Source organism: Nostoc sp. CALU 546 (assembly GCF_048836525.1).
This window is the reverse complement of record NZ_JAWJTF010000037.1, coordinates 14,397-39,443: the sequence shown is the minus strand read 5'-3', so window position 1 is coordinate 39,443 and position 25,047 is coordinate 14,397. Positions and strand designations below refer to the sequence as shown.

General features: G+C 40.2%; 25 protein-coding genes. 11 read left to right on the top strand and 14 right to left on the bottom strand.

The window, feature by feature from the left end; translation table 11 throughout:
• The first annotated feature begins 36 nt into the window (after window positions 1-36).
• Window positions 37-219 carry a hypothetical protein gene (locus RRG12_RS19330; RefSeq protein ID WP_069071843.1) on the top strand — a complete coding sequence of 61 codons (183 nt, stop codon included), beginning with the start codon at window positions 37-39 and terminating at the stop codon, window positions 217-219.
• A gap of 191 nt (window positions 220-410) precedes the next feature.
• Here the strand turns inward: RRG12_RS19330 and RRG12_RS19325 are convergent, their stop codons facing one another.
• From RRG12_RS19325 to RRG12_RS19290, 8 genes are all read right to left on the bottom strand, one after another.
• Window positions 411-878: a hypothetical protein gene (locus RRG12_RS19325; RefSeq protein ID WP_420760378.1), complete on the bottom strand. Its 468-nt coding sequence runs from the start codon at window positions 876-878 to the stop codon at window positions 411-413.
• Between the two features lie 104 nt (window positions 879-982).
• Window positions 983-1,285 carry a hypothetical protein gene (locus tag RRG12_RS19320; RefSeq protein ID WP_069071841.1) on the bottom strand — a complete coding sequence of 101 codons (303 nt, stop codon included), beginning with the start codon at window positions 1,283-1,285 and terminating at the stop codon, window positions 983-985.
• A gap of 281 nt (window positions 1,286-1,566) precedes the next feature.
• The gene (locus RRG12_RS19315; protein ID WP_420760377.1) at window positions 1,567-2,970 is read right to left on the bottom strand and encodes a glycoside hydrolase 100 family protein; all 1,404 of its coding nucleotides are present in this window, start codon (window positions 2,968-2,970) and stop codon (window positions 1,567-1,569) included.
• Between the two features lie 63 nt (window positions 2,971-3,033).
• Window positions 3,034-3,843, bottom strand: a complete 810-nt coding sequence (locus RRG12_RS19310; protein WP_420760376.1) for an SDR family oxidoreductase — start codon at window positions 3,841-3,843, stop codon at window positions 3,034-3,036.
• 298 nt (window positions 3,844-4,141) lie between these two features.
• Entirely contained in the window at window positions 4,142-4,801 is a 660-nt protein-coding gene (locus RRG12_RS19305; protein ID WP_069071838.1) for a class I SAM-dependent methyltransferase, read from the bottom strand.
• A gap of 155 nt (window positions 4,802-4,956) precedes the next feature.
• On the bottom strand, window positions 4,957-6,315 hold the full coding sequence (locus RRG12_RS19300; protein WP_420760375.1) for an APC family permease: 1,359 nt from the start codon (window positions 6,313-6,315) through the stop codon (window positions 4,957-4,959).
• Between the two features lie 527 nt (window positions 6,316-6,842).
• Window positions 6,843-6,998 carry a hypothetical protein gene (locus RRG12_RS19295; protein WP_420760374.1) on the bottom strand — a complete coding sequence of 52 codons (156 nt, stop codon included), beginning with the start codon at window positions 6,996-6,998 and terminating at the stop codon, window positions 6,843-6,845.
• 89 nt (window positions 6,999-7,087) lie between these two features.
• On the bottom strand, window positions 7,088-7,516 hold the full coding sequence (locus RRG12_RS19290; RefSeq protein ID WP_069071836.1) for a hypothetical protein: 429 nt from the start codon (window positions 7,514-7,516) through the stop codon (window positions 7,088-7,090).
• A 1,098-nt stretch (window positions 7,517-8,614) separates the two neighbouring features.
• On the opposite strand from RRG12_RS19290, the gene RRG12_RS19285 reads away from it, so the two are divergent.
• A complete protein-coding gene (locus RRG12_RS19285; RefSeq protein ID WP_420760373.1) occupies window positions 8,615-9,256 on the top strand; it encodes a hypothetical protein in 642 nt (213 codons plus the stop codon).
• Between the two features lie 110 nt (window positions 9,257-9,366).
• Window positions 9,367-10,692, top strand: a complete 1,326-nt coding sequence (locus RRG12_RS19280; RefSeq protein WP_420760372.1) for a hypothetical protein — start codon at window positions 9,367-9,369, stop codon at window positions 10,690-10,692.
• Window positions 10,693-11,030: 338 nt separating this feature from the next.
• Here RRG12_RS19280 and RRG12_RS19275 read toward each other — a convergent pair whose 3' ends face one another.
• A complete protein-coding gene (locus RRG12_RS19275) occupies window positions 11,031-11,846 on the bottom strand; it encodes a superoxide dismutase (protein WP_069071833.1) in 816 nt (271 codons plus the stop codon).
• A gap of 101 nt (window positions 11,847-11,947) precedes the next feature.
• Window positions 11,948-12,259: a phage holin family protein gene (locus RRG12_RS19270; protein WP_420760392.1), complete on the bottom strand. Its 312-nt coding sequence runs from the start codon at window positions 12,257-12,259 to the stop codon at window positions 11,948-11,950.
• A gap of 649 nt (window positions 12,260-12,908) precedes the next feature.
• Between RRG12_RS19270 and RRG12_RS19265 the strand changes: the two genes are divergently transcribed.
• Complete coding sequence (locus tag RRG12_RS19265; RefSeq protein WP_420760371.1) at window positions 12,909-13,298, top strand: hypothetical protein; 390 nt, start codon at window positions 12,909-12,911, stop codon at window positions 13,296-13,298.
• 89 nt (window positions 13,299-13,387) lie between these two features.
• Here the strand turns inward: RRG12_RS19265 and RRG12_RS19260 are convergent, their stop codons facing one another.
• The 4 genes from RRG12_RS19260 to RRG12_RS19245 all read right to left on the bottom strand — a co-directional run bounded on the left by RRG12_RS19260 (window position 13,388) and on the right by RRG12_RS19245 (window position 16,745).
• Window positions 13,388-14,518: a site-2 protease family protein gene (locus tag RRG12_RS19260; protein WP_420760370.1), complete on the bottom strand. Its 1,131-nt coding sequence runs from the start codon at window positions 14,516-14,518 to the stop codon at window positions 13,388-13,390.
• A 341-nt stretch (window positions 14,519-14,859) separates the two neighbouring features.
• Window positions 14,860-15,333 carry a TspO/MBR family protein gene (locus tag RRG12_RS19255; protein ID WP_420760369.1) on the bottom strand — a complete coding sequence of 158 codons (474 nt, stop codon included), beginning with the start codon at window positions 15,331-15,333 and terminating at the stop codon, window positions 14,860-14,862.
• A 260-nt stretch (window positions 15,334-15,593) separates the two neighbouring features.
• A complete protein-coding gene (locus RRG12_RS19250; RefSeq protein ID WP_069071829.1) occupies window positions 15,594-16,157 on the bottom strand; it encodes a 3'-5' exonuclease in 564 nt (187 codons plus the stop codon).
• 153 nt (window positions 16,158-16,310) lie between these two features.
• Window positions 16,311-16,745, bottom strand: coding sequence for a hypothetical protein (locus RRG12_RS19245; RefSeq protein WP_069071859.1), 435 nt, complete (start codon window positions 16,743-16,745; stop codon window positions 16,311-16,313).
• 149 nt (window positions 16,746-16,894) lie between these two features.
• On the opposite strand from RRG12_RS19245, the gene petN reads away from it, so the two are divergent.
• From petN to RRG12_RS19210, 7 genes are all read left to right on the top strand, one after another.
• Window positions 16,895-16,984, top strand: a complete 90-nt coding sequence (petN, locus tag RRG12_RS19240) for a cytochrome b6-f complex subunit PetN (RefSeq protein WP_012408302.1) — start codon at window positions 16,895-16,897, stop codon at window positions 16,982-16,984.
• Between the two features lie 7 nt (window positions 16,985-16,991).
• Window positions 16,992-17,153, top strand: coding sequence for a hypothetical protein (locus RRG12_RS19235; protein WP_094350864.1), 162 nt, complete (start codon window positions 16,992-16,994; stop codon window positions 17,151-17,153).
• 305 nt (window positions 17,154-17,458) lie between these two features.
• Window positions 17,459-20,590, top strand: coding sequence for a GAF domain-containing protein (locus RRG12_RS19230; RefSeq protein ID WP_420760368.1), 3,132 nt, complete (start codon window positions 17,459-17,461; stop codon window positions 20,588-20,590).
• Window positions 20,591-21,071: 481 nt separating this feature from the next.
• On the top strand, window positions 21,072-22,364 hold the full coding sequence (locus RRG12_RS19225; RefSeq protein ID WP_069071827.1) for an ATP-binding protein: 1,293 nt from the start codon (window positions 21,072-21,074) through the stop codon (window positions 22,362-22,364).
• Window positions 22,354-24,183: a tetratricopeptide repeat protein gene (locus tag RRG12_RS19220; RefSeq protein WP_420760367.1), complete on the top strand. Its 1,830-nt coding sequence runs from the start codon at window positions 22,354-22,356 to the stop codon at window positions 24,181-24,183. The genes RRG12_RS19225 and RRG12_RS19220 overlap by 11 nt, the downstream gene beginning before the upstream one ends.
• 50 nt (window positions 24,184-24,233) lie before the next feature.
• The gene (locus tag RRG12_RS19215) at window positions 24,234-24,650 is read left to right on the top strand and encodes a XisH family protein (protein WP_420760366.1); all 417 of its coding nucleotides are present in this window, start codon (window positions 24,234-24,236) and stop codon (window positions 24,648-24,650) included.
• Window positions 24,638-24,973 (top strand): XisI protein, encoded by a 336-nt coding sequence (locus RRG12_RS19210; RefSeq protein ID WP_420760365.1) that lies wholly within the window; start codon window positions 24,638-24,640, stop codon window positions 24,971-24,973. The genes RRG12_RS19215 and RRG12_RS19210 overlap by 13 nt, the downstream gene beginning before the upstream one ends.
• The last annotated feature ends 74 nt before the right edge of the window (window positions 24,974-25,047 follow it).

Below are 25,047 nucleotides of genomic sequence, written 5' to 3'. Positions count from 1 at the left end.
AATAGTTCAACATAATGTCATAGACACTAAAAGTTAATGAACATGGTACAAAGTAACCAACTAGAGATTCGCCACATTAGCCCTAAAGTGAGGCAGTTGATTAAAATGTACGCCGATGTTAATAACTGTACGCAATCTGAGATGCTGGAGCGCATTGTTTTGGAGTGGAACGCCCAACAAAGCGAAAGCGAAAGACCGCCAGGAGACGAAGATGAATAGCTTTTTGATACAACCCCTAATCCGTTTCGAGCGAAAGGTTTTCTTTAACTAATTCTGACAGTTTAAGTTGCCTAGCAACTAACAAACAACAAGTTTTGTGACTGGGTTTAGATACCAGTTACAAAACTTAATTACGAATTACGAATTACGAATTACGAATTACGAATTACGAATTATTCTAACCTGGCTCTCTAGTTCAAGAAAAATTTTCCAGAGATTGGGTCTTGTTTGAGAGATTGAATAAAATCCCTCAAAGTCATCATACTGCCTGTTAAGGTGAATTTAGGAGTACCATTTTGAGCAACGATTCTCACTTCCCCATCTTGGATCTGAATCTTATTTTTAATACTATCCCATAGAGTATCGAAGCTTTCATCATCCTTGCAACCATTCGCTTCAAGGAATCTTTGACGTACTTCTGTTTTTAGTGCTAGTGCTTCTGCTGCTTGAGTCCGCGCCTCAAAGTGCTTAACTACATCTTCGTAAGCACTCTCCCTCAGAATTTTGTTTTCAACCTGAACTTGCTCTAACTGAATTTTTATAGCTTGCAGTTTGGATGCTAAAGCGGTTGATTTCTGGTATTCAAGTTTTAAGGCTTGTTTTGCATTGGCTAACAAGACTTTATAATCTAGCTGATCTTGATTTTTTTCGGATTGCATTTTTATTTCTTGATCAACAGATTTAAGATGATAAACTCTCGTCAGTTATCTGACAAGAACTGGCGAGAGCTTAGTAAATATTATGTGGGTTATCTAAGTATTAGTTATTTCACCAATAATGGTGTTTCAGAGGTAGGATTCTCCTGGAGACTACTCAAACAAGAACTAATGTGGGAGCGGATAGCTCGCTCATAAACACTAGTCTGCTGAGTACGTACCCCTACAGCCTGATATATTAAGTTAACTTCTGGGAATTCAGACCAATACATCAAAAAAATGTCTTTAGCTGGAGTAATAATTTCATAATTATTCTCTTGTCTTTTTTTTCTAAGTTTACAATTATTGAGTTGTAATTTTTGTCTGAATAGTTTTTCAAATTCTGGAATTAAATCTGAAGCAGTTTTCATGTGTTATCCACGTTAAAACGTGTTAATTATGCAAAGACTATCTGGTGATATTACTAAGTATGACACTTCAGATACCTCTTACAATATAGTGTATCAGTTATCGAGTCTTTGAGAATTTGAGGTTACTTTTCTCTTTTGGGGATTGGGGACTGGGGATTGGGGACTGGGGATTGGGAATTGGGGATTAGGGATTGGGAAAATAGTTAGCAGAGACACCCTGATAATTACAGTGCTAAATATAAATAATCTTCCGGGTAGCAGCTCTGGAGGGCATTGAGTACCTACAGACTACAGCCTGGGACTTCAAGACCCTCTACAAAGCTGATTAATTCCAAGTGATCTGGATTTTCCAGCAACTTTTTGGCTGCTAGCAATCCGGCGATGCTCCAAGTTTGATAAATTCTGGCTTCTTTGCCAATCAAACGAGCATTGTGTCCATCGTAGTATTCCGGGAATTTATCCTTAAATAAACGCCTTTCGGCAATGGCGATCGCTGCTTGGGCAAGTTCTGTTCGATCTGCTTTCATTGCCGCAGCCGTAAATAACCACAGCAAAACGGGCCAGTTACCGCCGTTGTGATAAGACCAAGCCCTGTTCTTAGAATCACATCCTGTCACAATTCTCCACTCTAAACCTTCCAATGCTGGAAAGCAGATTTTAACAGGCATATGGCCGATCAAGTCTTGCCAACGTTGGGCAAATAAATTCATAATGCTTTGAGATTCTTTTTCGCTTGCTAAGGAAGCTAAGATTGCCATCAGATTTCCCAGAGCAAAAAAGCGAAAATCTATCCGTCCCGGCCCCAGATTTCCCGCTAAATATCCTCCAGTTTCGGGCAACCACTCGGTTAACCAACTGGGGATTGATTCTGAGTTGATGTTGAATTTATTAACAATTTCTTTACCAAATTCGTTATCTTTGTAACGATAGATTTCCCCCAATCGCTTCAGGTCTAGCCAATAATAGTTGCGGATATGATATTTCAAAGATCCCAATCGCTTATTGACTTTGCCGAGGTAGCTATCGCCATCCCCATCTGGTAAAAGCAATTCAGTAGCAGCCCTGAGAGACGCATAGAATAACACCTGAATTTCTAGAGGATGTTCGTAGACTCCCATGCGACGGTCAATCATAAATGCGCCATCGGGAACTAACATTGTTGGGTACATGGAAAAGCGATGTACCAAGCAAAGATCCAAAATTAACTTGATTCCTGCTTGAAAATCTGGCTGACGCGCTAGGGTTAAATCGCCTGTAGCTTTTTCATAAGCACGTAGCAGGAGAATCCACCACATACAAGAATCAATTGGGGAAACACGAGCGATCGCCAATTCACCAAAATCAGCGACCAAAAATTCCTCATTCCCCTTGGAATGTACTTTGAAACTTGCAGGCATTAATCCCGCTCCTGGTTCAAAGCAGTCTATCTGCTTTTCATGACTTTGTAATTTCAGTGTTTCTACTAAGAAGTTACGGACAATCTCTGCTTTGCCGTACATCAGAAACACTAAGGCAGAAGGGACAAAATCGCGGAGAAAGCACTGGTCATAATTGAGTGCATCTGACTCCGGATCGTGGGCGGCTACAGTCCCAATAGGTCTTCCCTGGTAATAAATTATCGACTCTTCCAACAATTCCCAGGCTTCTGCTTCCAGTTGACTGTTCTGATCGATTGCGCTAGTCATGGGCGTTTAATTCCACTAATAATTATGTATCGGCTCAATTGTGGAAAGTACGCCAGCCTTACCTCAAGCTGACCAGGTTTCCCGGAAGTCAGCATACAGAGTCAATCCACCATCTACAAATAGCGTTTGTCCGGTGATGTAGGCGGCTTCATCCGAAGCTAAAAAAGCTACTGCGGCTGCCATCTCCTCTGAGGTGCCAGCACGCTTCATTGGAATGTGACTTTCCACGATCGCCTTTTTTTCGGGGTCATCTATCCAGTCTTGATTTATTGGGGTGATTGTTGCTCCGGGCGCAACGGAGTTTACACGAATACCGCGGTTAGCATATTCCAATGCTAAGGTTTTGGTTAGGTTTTCCATCCCACCTTTGCTAATGGAATAGCTAATATACATCGGTCGCGGAATAATTTCGTGAACGCTGGAAATATTGATAATCACTCCCGAACGATTCAGAGACAGGAGGTGTTTAATAGTTTCACGGGCGCAGAGATAAGCACCCCGGAGATTAACTGCAATTACCCGATCAAAGTCTGCTGTGGTAACTTCGTGGGATGGGCTTTCTGTTTGAATCCCAGCATTGTTAACTAGAATATCTAGACTGCCAAATTCCTTTACTACGGTGTTGACCATCTCAACAATGTCTGATTCTTGGGAGACATCTCCTTGAACCAGTAGTGACTTTACGCCACAATTTTCGATGTTTCCACAGGCTTTTCGCAATGCCATCTCTTCTGTGTCTACCGCAGCTTCAGGGCTTTTGCGGTAATTGATAGCGATGTTGCACCCTTCTTGAGCGAGTCTGATAGCGATCGCCTGACCGATTCCTGAAGTTGCACCTGTAATTAAAGCGTTCTTTCCCTTTAACCCTATCATATTTCCTCCCTAAGCTGCTTTTGCTGGAATTAGCACTCAGTCAAACAATTCTGGACTTCGACGCTCAGTCGAAAGATTGATGGATTATTCTTTTCTATATTTAAAGTTATTCCTGTCAACTCCTAATGGAGGGAATTTAAAATTCTTATTTGATAATTTTAAATTTCTTAAACTGATTCTCAAAAGTTAGGCTACAGATTCAAGAGATGAAAACTCAACTTGAATCTGATGCCTCTTAATTACGAATTACGTAGCTTGCTTCTCGCCTCCGGCGAGTATTATGAATTGGTATTAGTCCCTATCGTAAATTCGCTGGTACTTGTTCAGGAACTACCCAGTAGTAAATAGTTTTTCCATCTACAGTTAAAGTCTGCTCTGGTTTCCAATCACCCATATCAAAAGCGTGGGAGACAATGCGAGTCCCAGGTTTGAGTTCACTCAATAGCTTGGGACGAAGTTTGGCGTTTACCTCTGGCAGTAAGTAAAGTGTAACTACTGTTGCTTCACTAAAGTCAGTGGTGAACAAGTCTTGTTGGACAAACTTGACGCGATCGGTGACTCCTGCCTTCTGGGCATTATCATTAGCTTCTTGGATGCGTTCGGGGTTAATATCTATACCTATACCGCGCGTACCAAACTTTTGTGCCGCAGTATTGACAATTCTCCCATCACCGCTACCAAGGTCGTAAAGTACATCATTCTTACCCACTTTTGCCACTTTCAACATTGCATCTACAACTGGCTGTGGTGTAGGTACATAAGGAACATCACCGGGGCGTTCTTGTGGTTGAGTTGTGGGAGTTGTCGCAGATGGTGTTTCGGTTTCGGTTTGACCGGTTAAGGTAGAAGGTTGCGTCCCGGCTTCCAAATCTTGCTGTTGCGGTGTACACCCAGCAATTCCCAGACTTGTGATACTAACACCTGTAGCCAGTAAAAACAGAATTTTTTTGAAGTTCATGAATTTTCTCCTTGATTCAGTAGCTTGTGGTCAGTAGTTAGGAAAACAACTGATAGTCATAGAATTTTGAATTGCTTACAGTGTGAGGTTTGGTTTACACAATCCAAAATCAAAGTTGCGCTAAAAGCGCACCAAAGGTGCGACGCAAAATTGTATTAAGTCCTACGTTGACGGTAGTTATTCCAGAACAACACGGGGATACCTGCTGCGACAACTAAAACACCAGCAATTGCTCCCACACCTGTATAGGCCAAGCTGGAGTAGAGCAAGTAACCACAGACGGCGCAAAAGAGTAATGGTGTGAAAGGATAAAATGGCACACGAAATGGGCGCACTATGTGGGGTTCGCGGATTCGCAGTACCATCAGTGATATGCCGGAAAGCAAGAAGAAGAACCAAAATATTGGGGCGGTGTAATCCACCATTGTTTCAAAGCCTTTGCGGGTAAGCGTGCCTAAAAAAACCAGTGCTAAGGCGATCGCTGCTTGCAAAAATAAGGCATAGGTAGGACTGCTAGGACGTTGTTGCCAGCGTCCCATAAAACCAAATAGGGCAAAATCCTGTCCTAGTGCGTAGTTAGTACGCGCTCCAGTAAATATTGTAGCGTTGGTTGCTCCCAAAGTAGCGATCGCAATCAATACACTAATGAACAAGGCTCCCGGTGCGCCCCAAATAGAGCGCATTAAATCTGCGGCTACTGCTTCTGACTGTGACATATTTTCTAATCCCAGTCCCCGCAGGTAAGCCAGATTGATTAGCAAGTAAATGGCGGTGATAATGCCAATACTCCACATTAGCGATCGCAGAATATTACGTCGTCCATTTTGAATTTCTGCGGAGATGTAAGCCGCTTCATTCCAGCCGCCGTAAGATAGCAACACAAACACCATCGCCAGTCCCCAGGTTCCTGATGATGCAGGTTCCACAGGGGGGGCAGAATTAGGAATGGCCGTAAGCCCAAGAATTACTACCAGCAACAAACCTAGAACTTTGGCAGCACTTAACAAGTTTTGCGTCCACTTACCCTGCTGTAAACCGACAATGTTCAAAGCAGTTAAAAGTGCGATCGCTATAGCTGCATAAATAGAAGACGAAAACGTTCCTAACCGCCATATCTGAGAAACATAATCACCAAAAACAAATGCCAAAAGAGCAATGGAACCAGTTTGAATGACTGTCATCCGCGCCCAGGCAAATAAAAAGGCGACTCCCCGCCCGAATGCACGTTTCAAATAGTAGTAGACACCGCCGACATCGGGATAAACAGTCGCCAACTCTGCATAGCACAAGGCTCCTACCAGAGACACGACACCACCCATTAGCCAAAGAAACATTACAGCAAGATCACTGCCTGCTTGACTTGCCACTAGAGCCGGAGTTTGGAAAATCCCTGCCCCGATAACAATACCCACAATCAGAGCTACTGCGTCTGATAATGTTAGGGATGGCTTAGGTACTCCTACTTCAGTTGATGTTGTCTGCTCAAGCAAACTGTAGTCTTTAGGTCTACTCACATTACTCCGTTATTTAGTGTTGAGTTGGGACTCTTGGCTTGGTTTCATAGTCTTTATTCAACAAAGGAATTATCTTATGTACTCCAAATTTGGGAACTCACAATTCACCAAGACCTTTGAGGTTGTGAACTACTAGCCCAAAAGCTAGCCTTCGGGTAGGTCAGATTTTAATCACTGTTTTACTCATACCCACTATGGTAAAAAATAAATGTGACGGGAAAGTGACAGTCACCAATGAGATGTCCTCAAATTATTTGGTACTTCCCTGCGTAGCTTGCCGCCGTAGGCATCGCTCCCAATTCTTTTACTAGACAACATCGTGATGACAATAACATAGAAAATCTGACTCGGTAACACTTCTTCCACGAGTGAGATTTTTAGTAATCTAAAGAATGATTGACTAATAATGGGTAATCGTGCATTCTTTGGTCATAAAGCTCGTAATTCCCGTACCACAAACGTTTCCTTGATTGAGAATGGGTGGTTTATCAAACAGAATTCAGGAGTCAGAATGGGCTAAACCTTAGCTATCCGCTAACAGCAATGTTTTCTGTGCGACTGGCTGATAGTGTCGGCGGCAAGTGAGTATTTTCGAGTCGCGTCTGAATAAATGGGTTTAAAATGAGTGGCGAGTCTAAATCTAGGCTGTTGACTTTGATGAGATTTACCCATTTTTTATTCATACAGTTTTGGTATCATTATCGGTGAACCAAATTAAATGAGTAATGAGTAATGAGTAATGGCTTCTGAATTCTTCTTCAACCCTAATTTTTTAGTATCGGCTACTGGGAAAAAGTAAAATATCTATTAATTCACCTACTACCAAACCCAAGACAGCTAGGACTGTTATAACCCAAAATGAATCTAGTTTATTTAAGCCAGAAAAGCGCATTTCCAAATCAGCTAAAAGCGTAGTGGCTAAGGGAATGATAAAGAGCCTTAATAATATCGACCAAGTTGCTACTAAGGCAATTGATATACTTAAAAATAAAATGACAACTAAAATTTTAGAGCCAAATTCAATTAAACGTTCTAACCAATAAATACTTTTTCGCACTACAGCTATAACCATAGCAGCGACAAAAGCCCCTACCAACCAAATAATATGATGAGCAGCAAGATACCATCCCAAGAGAGTATAAGCCAATAAGAGTAATACTAAAGGCATCAAAGGAATCCTGTTAAAAAATTCCACATTCATACTGCCAAGGCTTGTAAAAATACCAAGTTATTCTCTTAATTTTAGTCAAAACTTGTTACTAATCAAACTTGTCAATATACCAGTTTTTCTCAGGATACTTCTCTATCTACAGAGCAAATTTAAAGACGTATTTTTTCATCGTGACAATATATAGCTCTACTTAATCATTTGTACACAACAATAGAAATCGGGAATCTGAGCTTAGACGCTTATCAGGTCTGTAGCAACAACAGCATATTAGATCACAAATTTTAGATTTGTAATCTAATTTAACTTTGTTAGATACGATTGCTCCGCAGCATAACCAGGAACTTGGGTTAGCGATCGCAGTAGATTGCTTATACGTATTGAAATTATAAGTAAGTTATATTTAAGACGTAAATTTATTAGTTGAAGAACAATAGTATTGGAGAATCTAAGACTAGTGAGGTCTAAATAGATTGCTTTGGCTCTCACCTATTTGCCATGAAATTTAATCAAGAGGTGGTTCCAATTCACTGTGTACAACTTTGACAACTGTCCACAATACTGTTGCATGTCTCAAGCTCATGGTAATATTATTTTACTGTCAGGAGATATTATTTTATACATCAAATTGCAACCATGCGGAAACAGTTATTTAGGTGTGCTACCTCTAAAAAACAAAAAACTATTCGATCCACCCAGGAAATCAACAAAAGCCCCAATGTGCAAAGCACAGAGCTTTTGAAATTCTGCTTATATAAGGTACTAAAGAGCTAAAAAAGCCTTTTTTTAGTAATCATAACAGCTAGTTAGGAAGGCATAAAACCCTCTTCTAATGGCAAAAAATTAGACAACAGTAAATAGAAAAGTTTTGACATAGAGTCAATTGTTTTTTGTATATGTAAAAATATCAAAAAGCCCGATTTGTCTTGCGACTAAGACATTAATATTCTGTGTTTATTTAGATTTAGTTACCTATATATAAAAGTCCTATTTGATTGGTGAAAACTTCAGCTATCCTCAACCAAATGAGGCAAGCTCTTAAATTTAGCAAATGATTTAGGGCTGCTAGATCAATCTTGATTTAGTAAAAACTCGATTATTGACAACGCAAATAAGAGTAACAGGAAAAACATGAATATCATTGTTCGTTTGTTTGGAGCGATCGCTCTCCAAATATCTGTGTTGGCTGCGATGTCTAGCATGGCAATGTCTGATGACAAGCCCTTCCGCGTCAACACCCAGCAAACTACTGCTGTTTCTCAACGGAAAACAACACAGAGGATTTGCTCTTTAGATCCCATTGAGGATTTATTACCTCCACCACAAACTAAGGCAAGTAATTCTTTGCTTTCTTATCTTGCTGAACAGGGTTTTACACAGAATCAAGAGGGTTCCTGGGTTTGTTATGCGAATGATCCTAAAAAAGAAGGGCGTTACTTTACTCTGTTTAAGGTCAAACAAGTTAATGGCAGGCTTATAGCCAGTTCTTTCCTAGATGAGGGTAGCCTGATTCAGGGGCAGGAAAATCGTAGTTTGGACTTCTTTATGATGCTGGTTGAGCGTCATATGAATCCTAATCAAGGAAACCGTCAAGGTATACGTAGATATTTAGAAACCTTTGTTTCCTTAGTCAAGCAAGGGAAAATCAAACCCACGCGTCGTGGCTTTCTTTTTGACCAACCAAACCGAGCATTGGTCTTATATCACCCACTCTCATCAGGAAGCCTCAAAGGTACAGGAATCACAATCAACATTCATTTATCTAAGAGTTGAATTGGGGAGTGGGGAGTGTTGAGTGCTGAGTCATGAGTGCTGAGGAACTGTTTTGCCCATGCCCATGCCCAATTCCCAATTAAATTGCTGTCGTTTAGTGGAGGTGCATCTTGCCTAAATCAATTGTTCAAAGAATTGCGATGCCGAAGGTGGTTCGCTTTGCAGCGATCGCATTTTCATCTGTTGCAGTAGTACTCACTACGTGTCAATCTGCTTTTGCACAGTTAAATGTTGGACGCTATGGCATCCAACAAGGACTGGAGTCTGAGTATCTCCAGTACCAAATTAATAACCAAAATTTGAGCCGGATGCGAGTCATTCCTGCATGTGATGTGGGATTTGGTCTGACCTGCAATAAGACTGGATCGGTAATCCAACAATTAGTGGAGTTCAACAATGGGACTAGTTATCAAAACCTTCTCATCCGAGCAGCCGGTGGGGAGAAAAACTTCCAGAATTTCGCTAGCTTCTACGGCAATAATCCCAATCTCTCTGCCGTGCCTTACGCCTCATTTTGGAGAAATGCATCCCCCACAATCATGGATGGATCTCAATACCTTCTAGGACAACCTTTTGGTCGCAATCCAGTAGAAGGACTCGGACTTGTAACCAAGCAGTTCTACTGGGCACCATACTCAGGAGTCAATGACTCTGTTAGTCTTCGTAATGGATTACTAGACCTGAAATTGTCATACGGACGACTGCTGTTTGAAGAGGCCTCAAAAATTTCTAACATTCAAGAGCAGATTCAGTCTCTAGGTCTTTCGCCAGAGATGACAAATTTCTATTTAAATAAAATCTCTACAGGCTTGGATGCATTGAATTCTGGAGATCAGAACCAACTCCAACAGAAGATTTTTGAAGTACTATCCTTTCCATACTCCGAAGATGGTGGGGAACTCGGACGGCCCAATAATGCGATTCCACAGGAATTTAATCAGCTCTTAGGAGAAGATATCGCAGGAGATACGTTGCTAAGTGACAATCCACTAGCCTTGGATGGAGAAACAATAGCTTTTGATGCTTTCCCTGCCTCTGCGGGAGATGTCATGGTACCAGACAGTTCTGATTCCTTTCCACTCTGGCCAATAATCGGAGCTGGGGGTCTTGCTTTATTTCTGCTTCTAGTACTGGGTGGTGATAGTTCTTCAGCTCAACCATCTGTTTCTTCATCTCAACCACCTGCACCTGTTTCTCCAGAAAATCCACCTTTGTCTCTCACCAACAAAGGCGAATGCGATCTGACTCCCAGTGGTAATGGTTCTGATCACACACAGATCATTGAAATTCCGTGTAATGTGACTCCTAAAACTCCTACGGAAGTGAAGAGGGTAGTGGAGCCATCAATGATCAAAGCGCTTGTGTTGCTAATTGTTCTACTATGTATAGTCCGTCACAAACAGAGGGCTTTGAAACTTCGTAATTATGTTACATAACGGGATTTAGCCAAAAGTCAGAGTGCTGGTTTCCAGCGATGTCTAAGACGGGCTACGCCTAAGCAAGTCTGCGAACATCAGGCTCAGAATTGAAGAAGAATTCAGAATTCAGGAGTCAGAATAAAGACGCGACGCTCGCAGACTCGCTACCGCTCCGCTATCGTTCGCGTAGCGTGTCGTAGACAAGACTCGCTAACGCTTCTCTACGAGACGCTAAAAGCGAACGCTATTAAAGTAATGAGTAAGGAGTAATGAGTGGATGAAAAATGGGTATTTACTCATTACTCATTACTTATTACTTATTACTTATTACTCATTACTCCTTCTTAAGAGCGCCTTTAGGTCGGTGAAGATGTCAAAGAGCGTTCCGTAGAGAAGGAAAGGTATCGCCTGTTAATCTGCGGCCAATTCACCACATTCCACCAATTATTCAAATACTCAGCCCGACGGTTGCGATATTTTAGGTAATAAGCATGTTCCCACAGATCATTACCCATAATCGGATATGAACCCTCCATAATTGGGTTATCCTGATTTGCGGTGGTGACAATCTGGAGTTGCTTTTGAGGATTGCGTACTAACCAAACCCAACCACTACCGAAACGAGCTGCACCCGCTGCATTAAACTGTTTTTTAAAGGCATCAAAACTGCCAAAAGTTTTGTTAATTTCTTGAGCGATCGCTCCCGATGGTTGTCCACCACCTTCAGGACTCATTAGTTGCCAAAAAATCGTGTGGTTGAGGTGGCCACCACCATTATTACGTACTTTTGTCCGAATATCTTCAGGTACGCTGTTCAAATCTACTAGTAAAGCTTCAACACTTCTTTTTTGCAAATCTGGATACTGCTTCAATGCATCATTTAAGTTCTTGACATAGCTAGCATGGTGTGCATTATGATGCAATTTCATTGTCTCAGCATCAATAGCTTTTCCTAATGCCCCATAAGCATAAGGCAATGGTGGTAGCTGTGCAGGAGAAGCACTTAGTGCCCTATTAGGATAGGCTACAGGGGGAAATGATCTAGCAGGGGTTGGTATTGGTGTAGAAGATTGTGCCTCAGCTATTGGTACTGGTTCATGAGAAATCAGCAGAATTGCCAGCAAAATTGTTGTGAAGAAAAAAACTATTGTTTTTCGCCAAAACTTTATCATAAATTGTAGCCTCAAAATCAATATTGTTGGCTTGTAATCCGATTATGGAATGTTGTTTTGCAGCCAAATCAAGCCAAATATTATATATATTACCTTAGTTATCAGGTAATTCGAGGCAAAATACTCAAGAGAATAGAATTAATCACGGCCAACCCAGTGGAGGCATTCAAAGCACTCCAAAAGCACCATCTTAAGCGAAAATGCTCTACTACATAAGCTGTCAATGCAAAAATAATTGTATTTAAAATAAACAAGAATAAGCCCAGAGTCAGGATAATCAAGCGAAATCTAAAAAAACTGAGTATTGAGAGCAGAATTGCATTTGAAATTCCGTAAACAACACCATGTATCGCTTTAATAAAAGTATCAATTTTAATAAAGAAAGGTAGCTTAAAAATAATTAAAAAACTGATAGTGATAAGTAATCAAGTGAATATAACACCAAACATCATAATTCCTTATTTTATTCATCTGAGTCGATAAGTTTAACTATGGATTCAGTTGTAGTGATAAAGATGACATAGTTTTAATGTCTATAAAAGTTTGATAAATTATTTCTACATATTATAACATATAAATAAACATCTATGTCTCTCTTACTTAATTTATTCCCTTGGATATATAAGGACAAATAACAAGCAAAACTCTTGACAGATATAGCTAAAAATTTATTTTGCTAAACCTATAATTAAGAACTTGTAAGCATTAGAATCTTACCTACTGACAACTTGACAACTGTGTAGTGATTTTTAGTTAATTAAAATACACATGAATAAACCAAATCCATAAATACCCTTATTTCCTGGTCGGCTTTGAGCGCTACACCTCTAATATGGGCGTTTTTCAACTTTTTTACGATTAACCTAAGATTCAGTACTTGTTTATAAGCATTTTCTGAATTTATTTGCTTACTAAACGTCTATATATTTCAAATTCAAGAGTGTTATCAACCTACTAACTACGATAAAACAGGAATAGATCATGTCTTTTCACAAATTATTAGTTAATTACCCGGCGAGCAAAAATCAAGGCAATAAAGACATATAACAAAAGGTAAATAATATGCATCCTAATCAAATCAGGCAAAAAACTGTAGTAGTCAATAGTAATTTAGAGCAAGGAATCCGGAGTGAAGTCAAAATTGATCAAGCACAAATGCATGAAATAACTATCCGTGATCTAGCGATATCTTTATCTCCTGTTGGCTTTATAATTGGTTGGATAGGTTTTTTTCTAATATTGCAAAAAATCCGAGTATTTTTAGATGAAAAGATGGTTTTATCCATCAACAGTGCACACAGACTTCCCTGTAAAAACTGCCGCTTTTATTCCAATAATCATTATCTAAAATGTGCAGTAAACCCTTCTATTGTTCTCACTGAAGAAGCGATGAATTGTTCTGAGTACTCATCCAGTAAGAAAAATTTTTCTTCTAAAAAGCCCTTTAGCTAAGAATAATAATTATCAATCTTAGGGCATAAGATTTTCACATTTTGATTTGCGGCTAAATATCAAAGCTGGTGCTAATTTTTTCCATTTATTTATCCCATCTGGTTGCCTAAGTCTCGCTGTCGCCGTAACCAATGTGCGACATCGTTAGCGGTAATAATGCCTTTGAGTGAACCATTCTGAGTCACCAGTACCCGACGAACTCCCGATTCTTGCATTTTTTCCAATACCTGCGACATCTGCTCTTCTGGACGAGCAGTAACTCCTGTGTCTGTGGAAATCATGGCATCTCTAACAGTACGATAAATCCATTCTTCGCGCGGGATATCCTTGACCTGATTTAAGGTAATAATCCCTATAGGATGACTATCTTCCGTTACTGGGAAAGACTGGTAGCGACGACTGAGGAAATATTTATCCACTAAATCTTGCAGCGTCAGGTCAGCATTTACCGTTTCTGGATGGGGAGTCATGATTTCCTGTGCCTTTACTCCTTCCAGGCTTGTGCGGATCAAAAGCTCTTCGTAACCGGCTTCTGCGGCATTATATAAGAACCAACCAATCAGGATCAACCAGAGTCCACTCAACAAGGCTGAACCGAACAACTCCCAGAAACCAAGGGCAATAAGCAAATAAGCTAACCATTTACCGCTCGTCGAGGCGATTTTGGTAGCCTTTTTCTGATTGCCAGTATACTTCCAAATTAGCGATCGAAAAACACGACCGCCATCTAGAGGAAACCCAGGCAGCATATTGAATATGGCTAAGATGAGGTTAATTGTTCCGAGGTAAGATGCGACACCCGTAACTACAACACTCCATCCAGCATTTGTGCCGATATACGCAACTAAACCGAAGAAAGCAGCCAGCACTAAACTGGTCAAGGGCCCAATGATCGCAATCTGAAACTCATCATCAGGACGTTCGGCATCCATACGAGTGCGTGACACCCCACCAAAGATAAACAGAGTGATGCCTTCGACGGGAATTCCTTTTGTCTTAGCCACCAAGGAATGAGAAAGCTCATGAGCCAGTAGCGAGGCAAAGAAGAAAAACGTTGCTACTAGGCCCATACCGAAATAAGTTGCATTGGAAAGTCCCGGATAGTTGGCTGGAAATAGACCTGCACTTAATGTCCACAGGATGAGGAAGACAATTAATAGCCAGGACAAGTCTATTCGGATTTCAAACCCGAAAATGGAACCTAAGCGAAAACCCTGCATATATTCCTCTTTTTCTAAAGCAGTTTTTGTCTAGAAATGCTGTTGCTGAAAAAAACTAGAGTGAAAATATAGGACTAGTATTTGATTTTTGAAATTACTTGTAGAGATAAAGAACTCTTAACAAGAAAGAAGGAAATTAGAGGTGTACAGATTTTTTTTCAGAAATCAAACCGGATTCCTATATGTGAGTGATACTAAATCACCAAAAGCATAGAAAATCACAATCATTGCTTCCTCTGGCAAACGATAGATATTGCCAAATCTCAATAGTGGTCTGTTACATTAATTTTGTGAGGTTTGTAGTTAGCGATCAATCGCTTAATTTTCAGTGTCGAAGTCTTTTATCTGCCTGTGCCCTGATTAAGTTGGATTAATAGCCAAGTGAGATAAGTACCGAAAGGGCCCCAGAGAGCATAAGGTAAGAACAGCCACGAGGCTTTTTGGGAAATTGGCTTAACCAAAAATGCCAAAATATAGACGAGAAGTGTTGCCAAGCCACCGACAATCATTCCACCTGTTAGGCTGCGAATTTCTACCACAATGGGACTGTAAACGGAGGTTAAAAGAGCGATCGCTGCGTACAAACCCATCAACAGCCAAGGACGAGACTGTTTTGAGCTTCTCTCCCAGACGATAATTGCTGAAATTGTCAGACAGATCCAAATGAATGTCCAGATAAATGGGATGAGGAATTCAAAGGTTAACCAGTCGGGACGCTGCAAGTTCTGAAACCAAGGGTCACGCAATGATGTGAGCAGGCTACCGCCGAAAAATAGTGCTGCCGAAACTGCTGTGATAATCCATCTAGCTTTCACAAAGGTTTCCTGCCATAGTTAGGATTACACTTATAGTCTAGTAGTTCGCCAAGTGAACTTGGCGGGGTAAAGGGTAAGGGGGAAGGTGGGGTCCCCTCTGGGGATAAGGGGCGGGGGGAAAGGGTTTAAATCTCTTACCCTTTTCCCTTTCCCCTTTCCCCAGTCCTCACTTAGCATTTTTGGGTTGGCAGACTACTAGTTCAGGGCTGCATTAGCGTTTGCAAAGCGTCTTGATTGCTGAATTCTGCATTCTTCTTCAATCAGCTTAATTTTTTAGTTTTAATCTGTCTGTAGATAGATGCAATGTTATGAGCATCATCAATTCCACGATGATGTTTGCCTTTCAATTCTATTCCTAGCTTATTGAGAGCCTCTGCCATACCAAATTTTTTAGATACGCCAAGATATTCTGAAAATTCCTCTTTGATATTTATGTGCTCTGAAGTAAAAGGGTAAGAGAAATTATGAAACGCGCAATCTTGAATAAATTGCTTTTTGTCGTAACCGCCCCAAGAACAAAAAATATAATTGGGAAATAAATCAATCCATTCTTTGAAGCGAGAAATTGCCTCTAAAAATTTGGGTGCTTCGTCAACATCTTGCTGCCGAATGCTAGTCAATTCGGTGCAAAAACCTGTCAGTTGTGGATGTCTCACAGGTTGGATGAATTGCTGAAACTCTGAATCAATTTCCCAGGTTGTTCGATTGAGCATCACTGCACCGATTTCGATGATTTCCATTTCGTGACGAGGAATAGTCTTACTGTTACAGCAAGTAGCCTCCAAATCGACTATTAGATAGTAGTGGGATATTTGAGATTTCATATTAGGTAATAAATAATCTTATTTAATAAGAGTAGTTGTTTATACGTATTTTTTAAGGCTTACAAAATAGCCATGTAAGTTATTGTAGTCAATATACTACAATAATGCGGTATTTACAACCTTTTTCATGTATTTGAACTACAAACTGCCTGTTTAGATTGATGAAAAAGGTCTAACCCAACGCAGTTGAATAGCGATATCAAGAACGATCGCAGCTATTGCAAACCACAATACACTTTCAAAGGCCAAGACCACAAAAGGCCAAATTGTGCTATGAGAATTCCACCCAAGTTCTATCTGAGTTAATCCCCGCACCAAGCCAAAGGCTAGCACACCACCAGCTTTGAGTTGAGGGTTTTTATCTGAGCGGATGATGTAGCGGTAGGTGACACCAAATAGCAAACCAGTAAAAGTTGCGATCGCACCACTCACCCACCAATGCCAGTTAAGATCATTTTGCAGACTTGCGAGTGTTGAAAAATACTTTGCCAGAACTAAAGTATTCAACAGACTGGTAATTCCAAAAGCGCAACACACAGATAAACCCCCAATTATTCCAGCTTTCAGGGATTCTAGGCGTTCTGCCATCAGTTGAACATCTGAAGTTTCGTTCACTTTGCGTCCTTGAGTAAAATTTAAGAGTGCAGCGATCGCACCAACACTGCTGAAGGATCAACCGCCCAATCCCTGTATGATAAATATTAGAAACCTTTTGTAATTATTTGAAAAGTGGGACTATGGAGATTTTGACACTAGGTTGGGTATCACTGTTAGTTGTGTTTACTTGGTCAATTGCAATGGTAGTGTGGGGACGTAACGGACTGTAGAGGCATTGTGGAAAGTCCATTTTTGAGTATTTTGGCTTTATTTGCTGTAGTGCTGCTCGTAGTAGTCACTGGTGGTATTGGTTATTTGACCCTGGCAGACTGGCGCGATCGCCGTCGTCGAGATGAAGAGAAACGCACCACCCGCAGCGCCACTCCTAAGCGGCGATAATTTTCTCGTGGTTGAAAAATCTTTGTGTAGGGACGCGATATTATTCATTGGTGTCAACTTCAGCTAGAAATAGCTTCGCTGCGGGCTTCATAACCCGCCAGAGAATTCATTCTCTGGCTCATAGCTAAAGTCTACTGAATTACAATCCCTGGCGGACGTGCGGTTTCGCGTTAAGTTGACACCAATGGATATTATTGTGTCCCTACATTGTTTTTTCTAGCATTTAAAGGAAATGACTGTTACCTTTGCGATCGCAACGGGAATCATGAGATAGAAGACTTTCAATATTTCAAGTCCCACTGGGAATGGAAAACTCCTCTACCACTCAACCCATAGAACCAAATTCAGAACAGCAAGAGTCTCATTCAGATGTGACAACAGCCTCTCTGTGTCAAAATGAGCAACAAAAAGCCTTGTCTGGAGTTATTGCCCACATTCGTGAGTCTCTAGACATAGAAACTATCTTCAAAATTACGGTCACTGAAGTCCGCCAACTTTTAAAAAGCGATCGGGTTGGCGTGTTTCGTTTTGATCCTGATTTGGCATGGGAAGGGGAATTTATCTATGAAGATGTGGGAACCGAATGGGATTCGGCACTAGCAGCCAAACTGCGCGACCACTGCTTTAGTGAGAAATTTGCAGAACTATATCAGCAAGGTCGGATTAGAGCAATAGCTGATATTTATCAAGTTAATGCTAGTGATTGCTATATCCAGATTCTAGAAAGATTTCAGGTACGTGCCAATATAACAGCCCCTTTGATGAAAGGTAAAGATTTATGGGGCTTGCTGTGTATTCATCAGTGTAGTAGTCCTCGGCAATGGGAAGCATCAGAAATTGAGTTTGTGCAACTCATTGCTGAACATCTAGGAGTTGCTTTGCAGCAAGCAGATTACCTAGAACAAGTAAAACTGCAATCAGCACAACTAGCACAAGCAAAAGCCAGAGAAAAAGCAGCCCAATGGCAAAAAACCATAGCCATAACCATTGAGAAAATTCGTCAATTCCTAGACTTGGAAAGCATTTTCCACACAAGCACCGCAGAACTTCGGCAACTGCTAAATGCTGACCGCGTGGCTATTTATCGCTTCAATCCCGATTGGAGTGGTGAATTCGTGTTTGAATCAGTGGCAGAGGGTTGGATCTCCTTGATCCATGAACAATTGCAGCGACCGGAATTGAGTGAAAATGTTAGTGAATGCAGCGCCAAAGATTTAGCTAACCCCCCAATTCCTGATACCTACTTACAAGATACAGAGGGTGGTAGCTTTAGTCGATGTGAAGTTTATCGTGTTTGTAATGATATTTACAATTCCGGCTTTAGTGACTGCTACATTAAAATATTAGAAATTTATCAAGCAAGAGCTTATGTGATCATTGCCATTTACCACGGTCAGAAGCTCTGGGGCTTGCTAGCAGTATACCAGAACGCCAGAACCCGTGATTGGCAAAAAGATGAGGTTTATTTGCTCACTCAAGTGGGCACTCAATTAGGTGTGGCTTTGCAACAAGCGGAATTTATCCAACAAATGCAAATCCAAGCAGCAGAGATCAGTAAAGCTGCTGAAAGGCAAAGAGCATTGGCGAACACCGTAGAAAAAATTCGTCAGTCCTTGGAAATTGAAGCCATCTTTAAAACCACAACTCAAGAAGTCCGTCGGTTATTAGAAGTGGAACGAGTCGCAATTTACCGCTTCTATCCTGATTGGAGTGGCGAATTTGTCGCTGATTCCATTGTTGATGGTTGGACACCAATAGTTAAACCGCAACCTGTAACAGAAGGCGTTCTTGTGCAAGGAAAGCAAGCGGGTAAGTATGCACGGAATGAAGTTTTTGTACCAATTTCTCAGGGCGAGAAATTGTGGGGGTTGCTAGTAGCTTATCAAAACTCCCAACCTCGTTATTGGCAAGATGAAGAAATCAACTTGCTAGCACAAGTTGGCGTCCAATTGGGAGTAGCATTACAGCAAGCTGAGTCATTGAAACAGGTGCAGGTGCAAGCTCAAAAACTGGCTAAAGCCGCCGAACGAGAACGCAAAGCAGCCGAAAGGGAGAAGGCCTTAGCCGCAACTGTGGAGAAAATTCGCCAGTCTCTTGATATTGACACCATTTTTGCTACCAGTACAGAAGAGGTGCGGCGGCTATTAGAAGTTGATCGAGTGACAATCTATCGATTTCGGGCTGATTGGAGTGGCGAATTTGTTGCTGAGTCTTTAGCTCAAGGTTGGACACCAGTAAAAAAAATTGTACCTGCGATGGTAGATGATTACTTGCAAAAAAACCAAGTAGGAGATTTTGCTAATGGTAAAACTCTGGTTATTAAGGATATTTACAGCACTGATGATTCTATTCCTTATATTGCCCTGATTGAACTAATGGAGGCTAGGGCATATATGATTGTGCCGATTTTTCAGGGTGAGAAACTTTGGGGATTACTAGCAGCTTATCAAAATATCCAACCCCGTGATTGGCAAGAAGATGAGATAGATTTGCTGATGCAGATTGGTACTCAGTTAGGGGTAGGACTTCAACAAGCGGAATTATTTGAACAAACTCAACGTCAAAAAGAAGAAATCACCCAGACTCTTAAAGAATTACAGCACACTCAGAGTCAGTTAATTCAAAGTGAGAAAATGGCAGGCTTAGGACAGTTAGTTGCTGGTGTAGCCCATGAAATTAACAACCCGATTAGTTTCATTTATGGCAACATAACTTACGTTACTGAACATGCCGAAAATTTATTGAAATTACTGCGCCTCTATCAGAAACAGTATCCTAAGACAACAGGAGAAGTTCAAAAGCAAGTAGCAACACTTGATTTAGATTTCATTAGTGATGACTTGCCCAAAATTCTCACTTCAATGAAAATAGGAGCAGATCGCATCTCTCAATTAGTCTTGTCGTTGCGAAGTTTTTCTCGACTTGACGAAACAGGCATGAAGCCTGTAGACATTCATGAAGGCATCGACAGTACTTTGCTAATTTTACAACATCGACTGCAACCAGAGACTAATTCTTTTGCTATTGAGGTAATTAAAGAATATGGGGAATTGCCTTCAGTAGTCTGCTATGCAGCCCAGATGAATCAGGTATTTATGAATATTCTCAACAATGCGATCGATGCACTGGAAAACTTAGCAACTAGTGGAAAAATAATTGACAATCCTAAAATTTGGATTCGGACAAGAGTCATAGAAGGGAATATGATTCTGATTTGGATTGCCGATAATGGTTGTGGGATTCCAGAGATGGTGCGATCGCGCATTTTTGAACCTTTCTTTACCACCAAACAACCTGGACAAGGTACTGGTTTGGGTTTATCTATTAGCTACCAAATTATTGTCGAAAAACACGGTGGTAATATCAAGTGTATTTCTGAACCTGGTAACGGCTGTGAGTTCTGGATCGAAATTCCGATGAAACGGACAGTTAGTTAAAAAGATCGTAGGTATAGTCAGCCGCAAGCATCGCTTGGTGTAATACATATCTATTGCTGCTGTTGCAACCAAGCACAGAAAACAGTAGAAGAATCATTTGAGTACGGAGAGATAGACAGAGACCGTTTTGTAATAATAGCCAGAGGGTACATAAACACAGGATGCGGAAAATTAAATTTTATAAACGAAAATTTAATTTTATTTATTTTTTAGGTAACTTTCACTATCTCAAATGTATAATCTGTTATTTATTTATATTTATTAAATGTATAATCTATCATTGATTTTTATTTATATTCACCTCCATTACTTGTTTGTCGGTTGAGATTGTGGAACTGAAAGTATCGTCTTTGAAAACATAAGACAGTATCACCTAGTAGTCATTTTTTGACAGAGGTAGAAAAATTGTAATTACCTAAACTTGTGCTTCAAAAATCATGAGCCATTATATGGATAGTTAGCACGTTTACGGCACTATCCAATGTCTCAAGACTTATTAAACTCCTTTCAAGAAGCATACAGCAATCTCGAACTGTTTCCGTTGATGGAACGGAACGAAATGGAAAGATTTCGAGTCGAATATGGTGATGATTTAATTGCAGACCTTAACCAATTAGTAGAAGATAGTCCTAATGGAGATGGCAAAATTGTCTTTACAGGACATCGAGGATGTGGTAAGTCTACTTTGTTAGCTGAATTTAGCCGACAAATTCAAGATAAATATTTTGTAGTTCTGTTTTCTATTGCTGACAAAATTGAAATGTCGGCGGTTAATCATATTAATATACTGTTTGCGATCGCAGTTAATTTAATGACAGAGGCCGAAGCCCGCAAGGTTGATATTCCACAATCTACTAAAGAAGCTCTTTATAAGTGGTTTGCTACCCGCACTCGCACTGAAGAAACAAATTTGCAAGCAGAAGCTAGTATAGGTTTTGACCTTTTAAAATTGATTAGTTCTAAATTAAAAGCTGATGCTAGCGTTCGGGATGAAATTAAGCAAGAGTTTGAACGCAAGTTATCAGATTTAGTTGCCAGAATTAACGAAATCGCTGCTCTTATTCAAGCTGCAACTAAACAAAACGTTTTAGTAATTATTGATGATTTAGATAAACTTGACTTAGGCAGAGTTAACGAAATTTATCGAGATAACATTAAGGCTCTTTGTCAACCTAACTTTCAAATTATTTACACTATCCCGATCGCAGTCCTTCGAGAAACATTTATTAGTACAATAATTGCCACTGAAACTAACGATCAAGTTGTGGCAATGCCTGTCTTAAAAATATTTGATAAAGGTAAAAATCGCTTCCCTAATGCTCAACCTCGCCCGGAAGCAACAAAGATTCTAGGTGAAGTTTTACAAAAACGGATTCCCAGTGAATTAATTGCGGCTGAAACGGCTGAAAAAATTGTAATTTACAGTGGTGGCGTATTGCGAGAGCTAATTCGCATTTCTAAGGAATGTTGCCGTATATGTTTGCGGACTATCCGGCGTAATCCTTCAGCCGAAGTTATTATTGATGATAAAATTCTTCTGCAAGCAATAAATAAAATTCGCAATGATTTTTCCATCCGCTTAGGAAAAACTGATATCGATATTTTGCAGAGCGTTTATGAACAATTTATGCCCAATGATCCCAAACAAGCAGAGTTTTTAGATTTGCTACATGGGCTGTATGTTCTAGAATATCGCACCGATGAAACTTGGTATGATGTTCATCCAATTATTATCGAAAGCTTGAGAAGACAGGGAGCGATTAATGTTAAATGAAGAATTATTAGATGATGAGGGAGAAAATCAAGATGCGTATGATGATTTAATTGTTTCTATTGAAGCTCAAAAACGCGGCTTAAATTTACTGATTGCGGTTTGCGATGATGGTAGTTTTCGTGATGAAATTATTGCCCAGTATGAAGCTGAATTACAACCCGCCTTCCGTGCATATCGAGTAACTTTAGCACGTCAAGAACCAAGCCTAAAAGCTGCTCTTAACCAACTGGTTCAACAAGAAGAATATCTCCGTCAGCAGAAGCCGGCGGTGATTACTGTTACGGGTGCTGAACAACTTTATTTTCTCAGGTTGGGAAATGAGCAATCGGAACAGGAGAAATTTTTTGGCTACTTACAGTGGACAAGGGAAGGATTGCGCGAATTTCCTTTTGCGATCGTGCTTTGGGTAACTAATCAAATTTTAGTCAGCCTGATTAAAAAAGCCCCTGATTTTTGGAGTTGGCGCAATGGTGTATTCCGGTTTGAATCTAAAAAGACAAATGCTATTCCTGGTAAAGAATTAGAACACATTCGCTTTGTTTTTAGAGACACAGAATTAGCCAGCACAGATACGAATGAAAATAACCCCTTTTTCTTACCCATTCAAGATTTACAAAGGCTAATCGAGAAAGTAGAACAGGAACAGGGAACTAAAGATCCTACCTTGGCTACCTTATATTCAAGGTTAGGTGATATTTATCGCAGCAGATTAGAGCGGGGTGAATCTCAAAATTATCAAGAAGAACAGGAATTAGCAATTAAATATTGGCGTCAGGCGAGTGAGTTACAAAATGAATTAGGTTTGCAGGTAGACTTAGCTAATAGCCTCAATAATTTAGCAGGAATATATCGTGCAACGGGACACTATAGCGAAGCCGAACCACTATATAAACAAGCTTTAGAACTGAGGAAACGTCTATTAGGAGATAACCATCCTTCTTTTGCTACTAGCCTGAATAATTTGGCAGGACTATACAAATCTACTGGACAATATAATAAAGCGGAACTCTTATATCAAGAAGCTTTAGAACTGAGGAAGCGTCTGTGGGGAGAAAACCATGCCGATGTTGTGGCCAGTCTGAACAATTTGGCACTACTATATGATGAACAAGGACGTTATGACGAAGCAGAACCTTTGTATCTGCAATCATTAGAACTCGAAAAACGTCTGCTTGGTGAAAATCATCCTTCTTTCGCTCTCATACTGAATAATTTAGCACTACTTTATTATCATCAAGGACGTTTCAGTGAAGCTGAACCGTTGTCGCAACAAGCAATAGAACTAGATAAGCGATTTTTGGGAGAAGAGAATCCTGATGTTGCAACAGATTTGCATAATTTAGGTTTAATATACCGCGCTCAAGGACGCTACAGTGAAGCGGAATCCTTGTTTTTGCAATCATTAGAACTCAAGCAGCGTGTATTACAAAAAGCGCATCCGCTTTTAGCAGATACTATTTACGCTTTGGGTTATATGTATAGAGAACAGGGACGTTACAATGAGGCGGAATCTTTATGTATAAAAGCATTAGAACTTGATAAGCTTTTGTTGGGAGAAAATCATCCTAATGTTGCGGAAAGTCTCAACAATTTGGCAGAAATTTATCGTGCAACAGGGCGTTATGGTGAAGCAGAGCCGCTTTATTTGCAAGCTTTAGATATTTGTGAACGAATTTGGGGTGTAAATCATCACCGTAGTGTCACTGTTCGTCAAAATCTAGATAAACTTGCCGCAGCAATGCAGAATAATGGAGAGTGCGATGTCTTGTCTACGACACGCTGCGCGAACGACAACCCCTTTGGGGAACGCATGACATAGAGCTAAAATATCATTTTGGGTTAAGCTGACTCTAATCTAGAGATAGCAAAATGGCTAAAGATGTTTTCCATCAACAGGTAAAAAAAGCATTAATCAAAGATGGGTGGATAATTACTCACGACCCTTTTACAATTCGTGTTAGTGAAGCGATTAAACTACAAATAGACTTAGCCGCTGAAAATGCCATTGCCGCAGAACGGAATAAAGAGAAAATAGCTGTTGAAATTAAGAGTTTTATTGCAGATTCAGATATCAGTGAATTTCATACGGCACTTGGACAATATCTCAATTACTGCCAAGCTATTGAAGAGAAAGAAGCAGATAGAGTGCTTTATCTAGCCGTTCCTATCGAAACATATCAAGACTTTTTCCAACTTTCTTTTGTCCAACGCACCCTTCATCGTTACCAAGTTAAGTTGATAATTTATGACCCAAAACGTGAGGAAATTCGGCTATGGATAAAATAGAACGCTATAGACAATTTATCAAACAAATTTTGAGCGAACATCAACAAATCACATCTAATACCGATACAGTCAAATCACAATTAATTTTAGACAACGAGAACGACCATTATCAACTAGCCTACGTTGGTTGGCAAGGAGATAAGCGGGTGTTTGGCCCGGTCATGCATTTTGATATTCAAGATGGGAAAATATGGATACAGTATAACGGTACGGAAGAGTCTGTTGCTGAACGATTGGTTGAGTTAGGTGTACCCCATTCTGATATTGTTATTGGGTTCCATTCTCCTTTTAAACGCCAGTTTAGTTCTTATGCTGTTGAGTGAACTTCAACTCAAGTGATCGATACATTAATATTGAAAAAGCAGTAGCAGTGAATAGATAGAAAAGCGATCGCTTC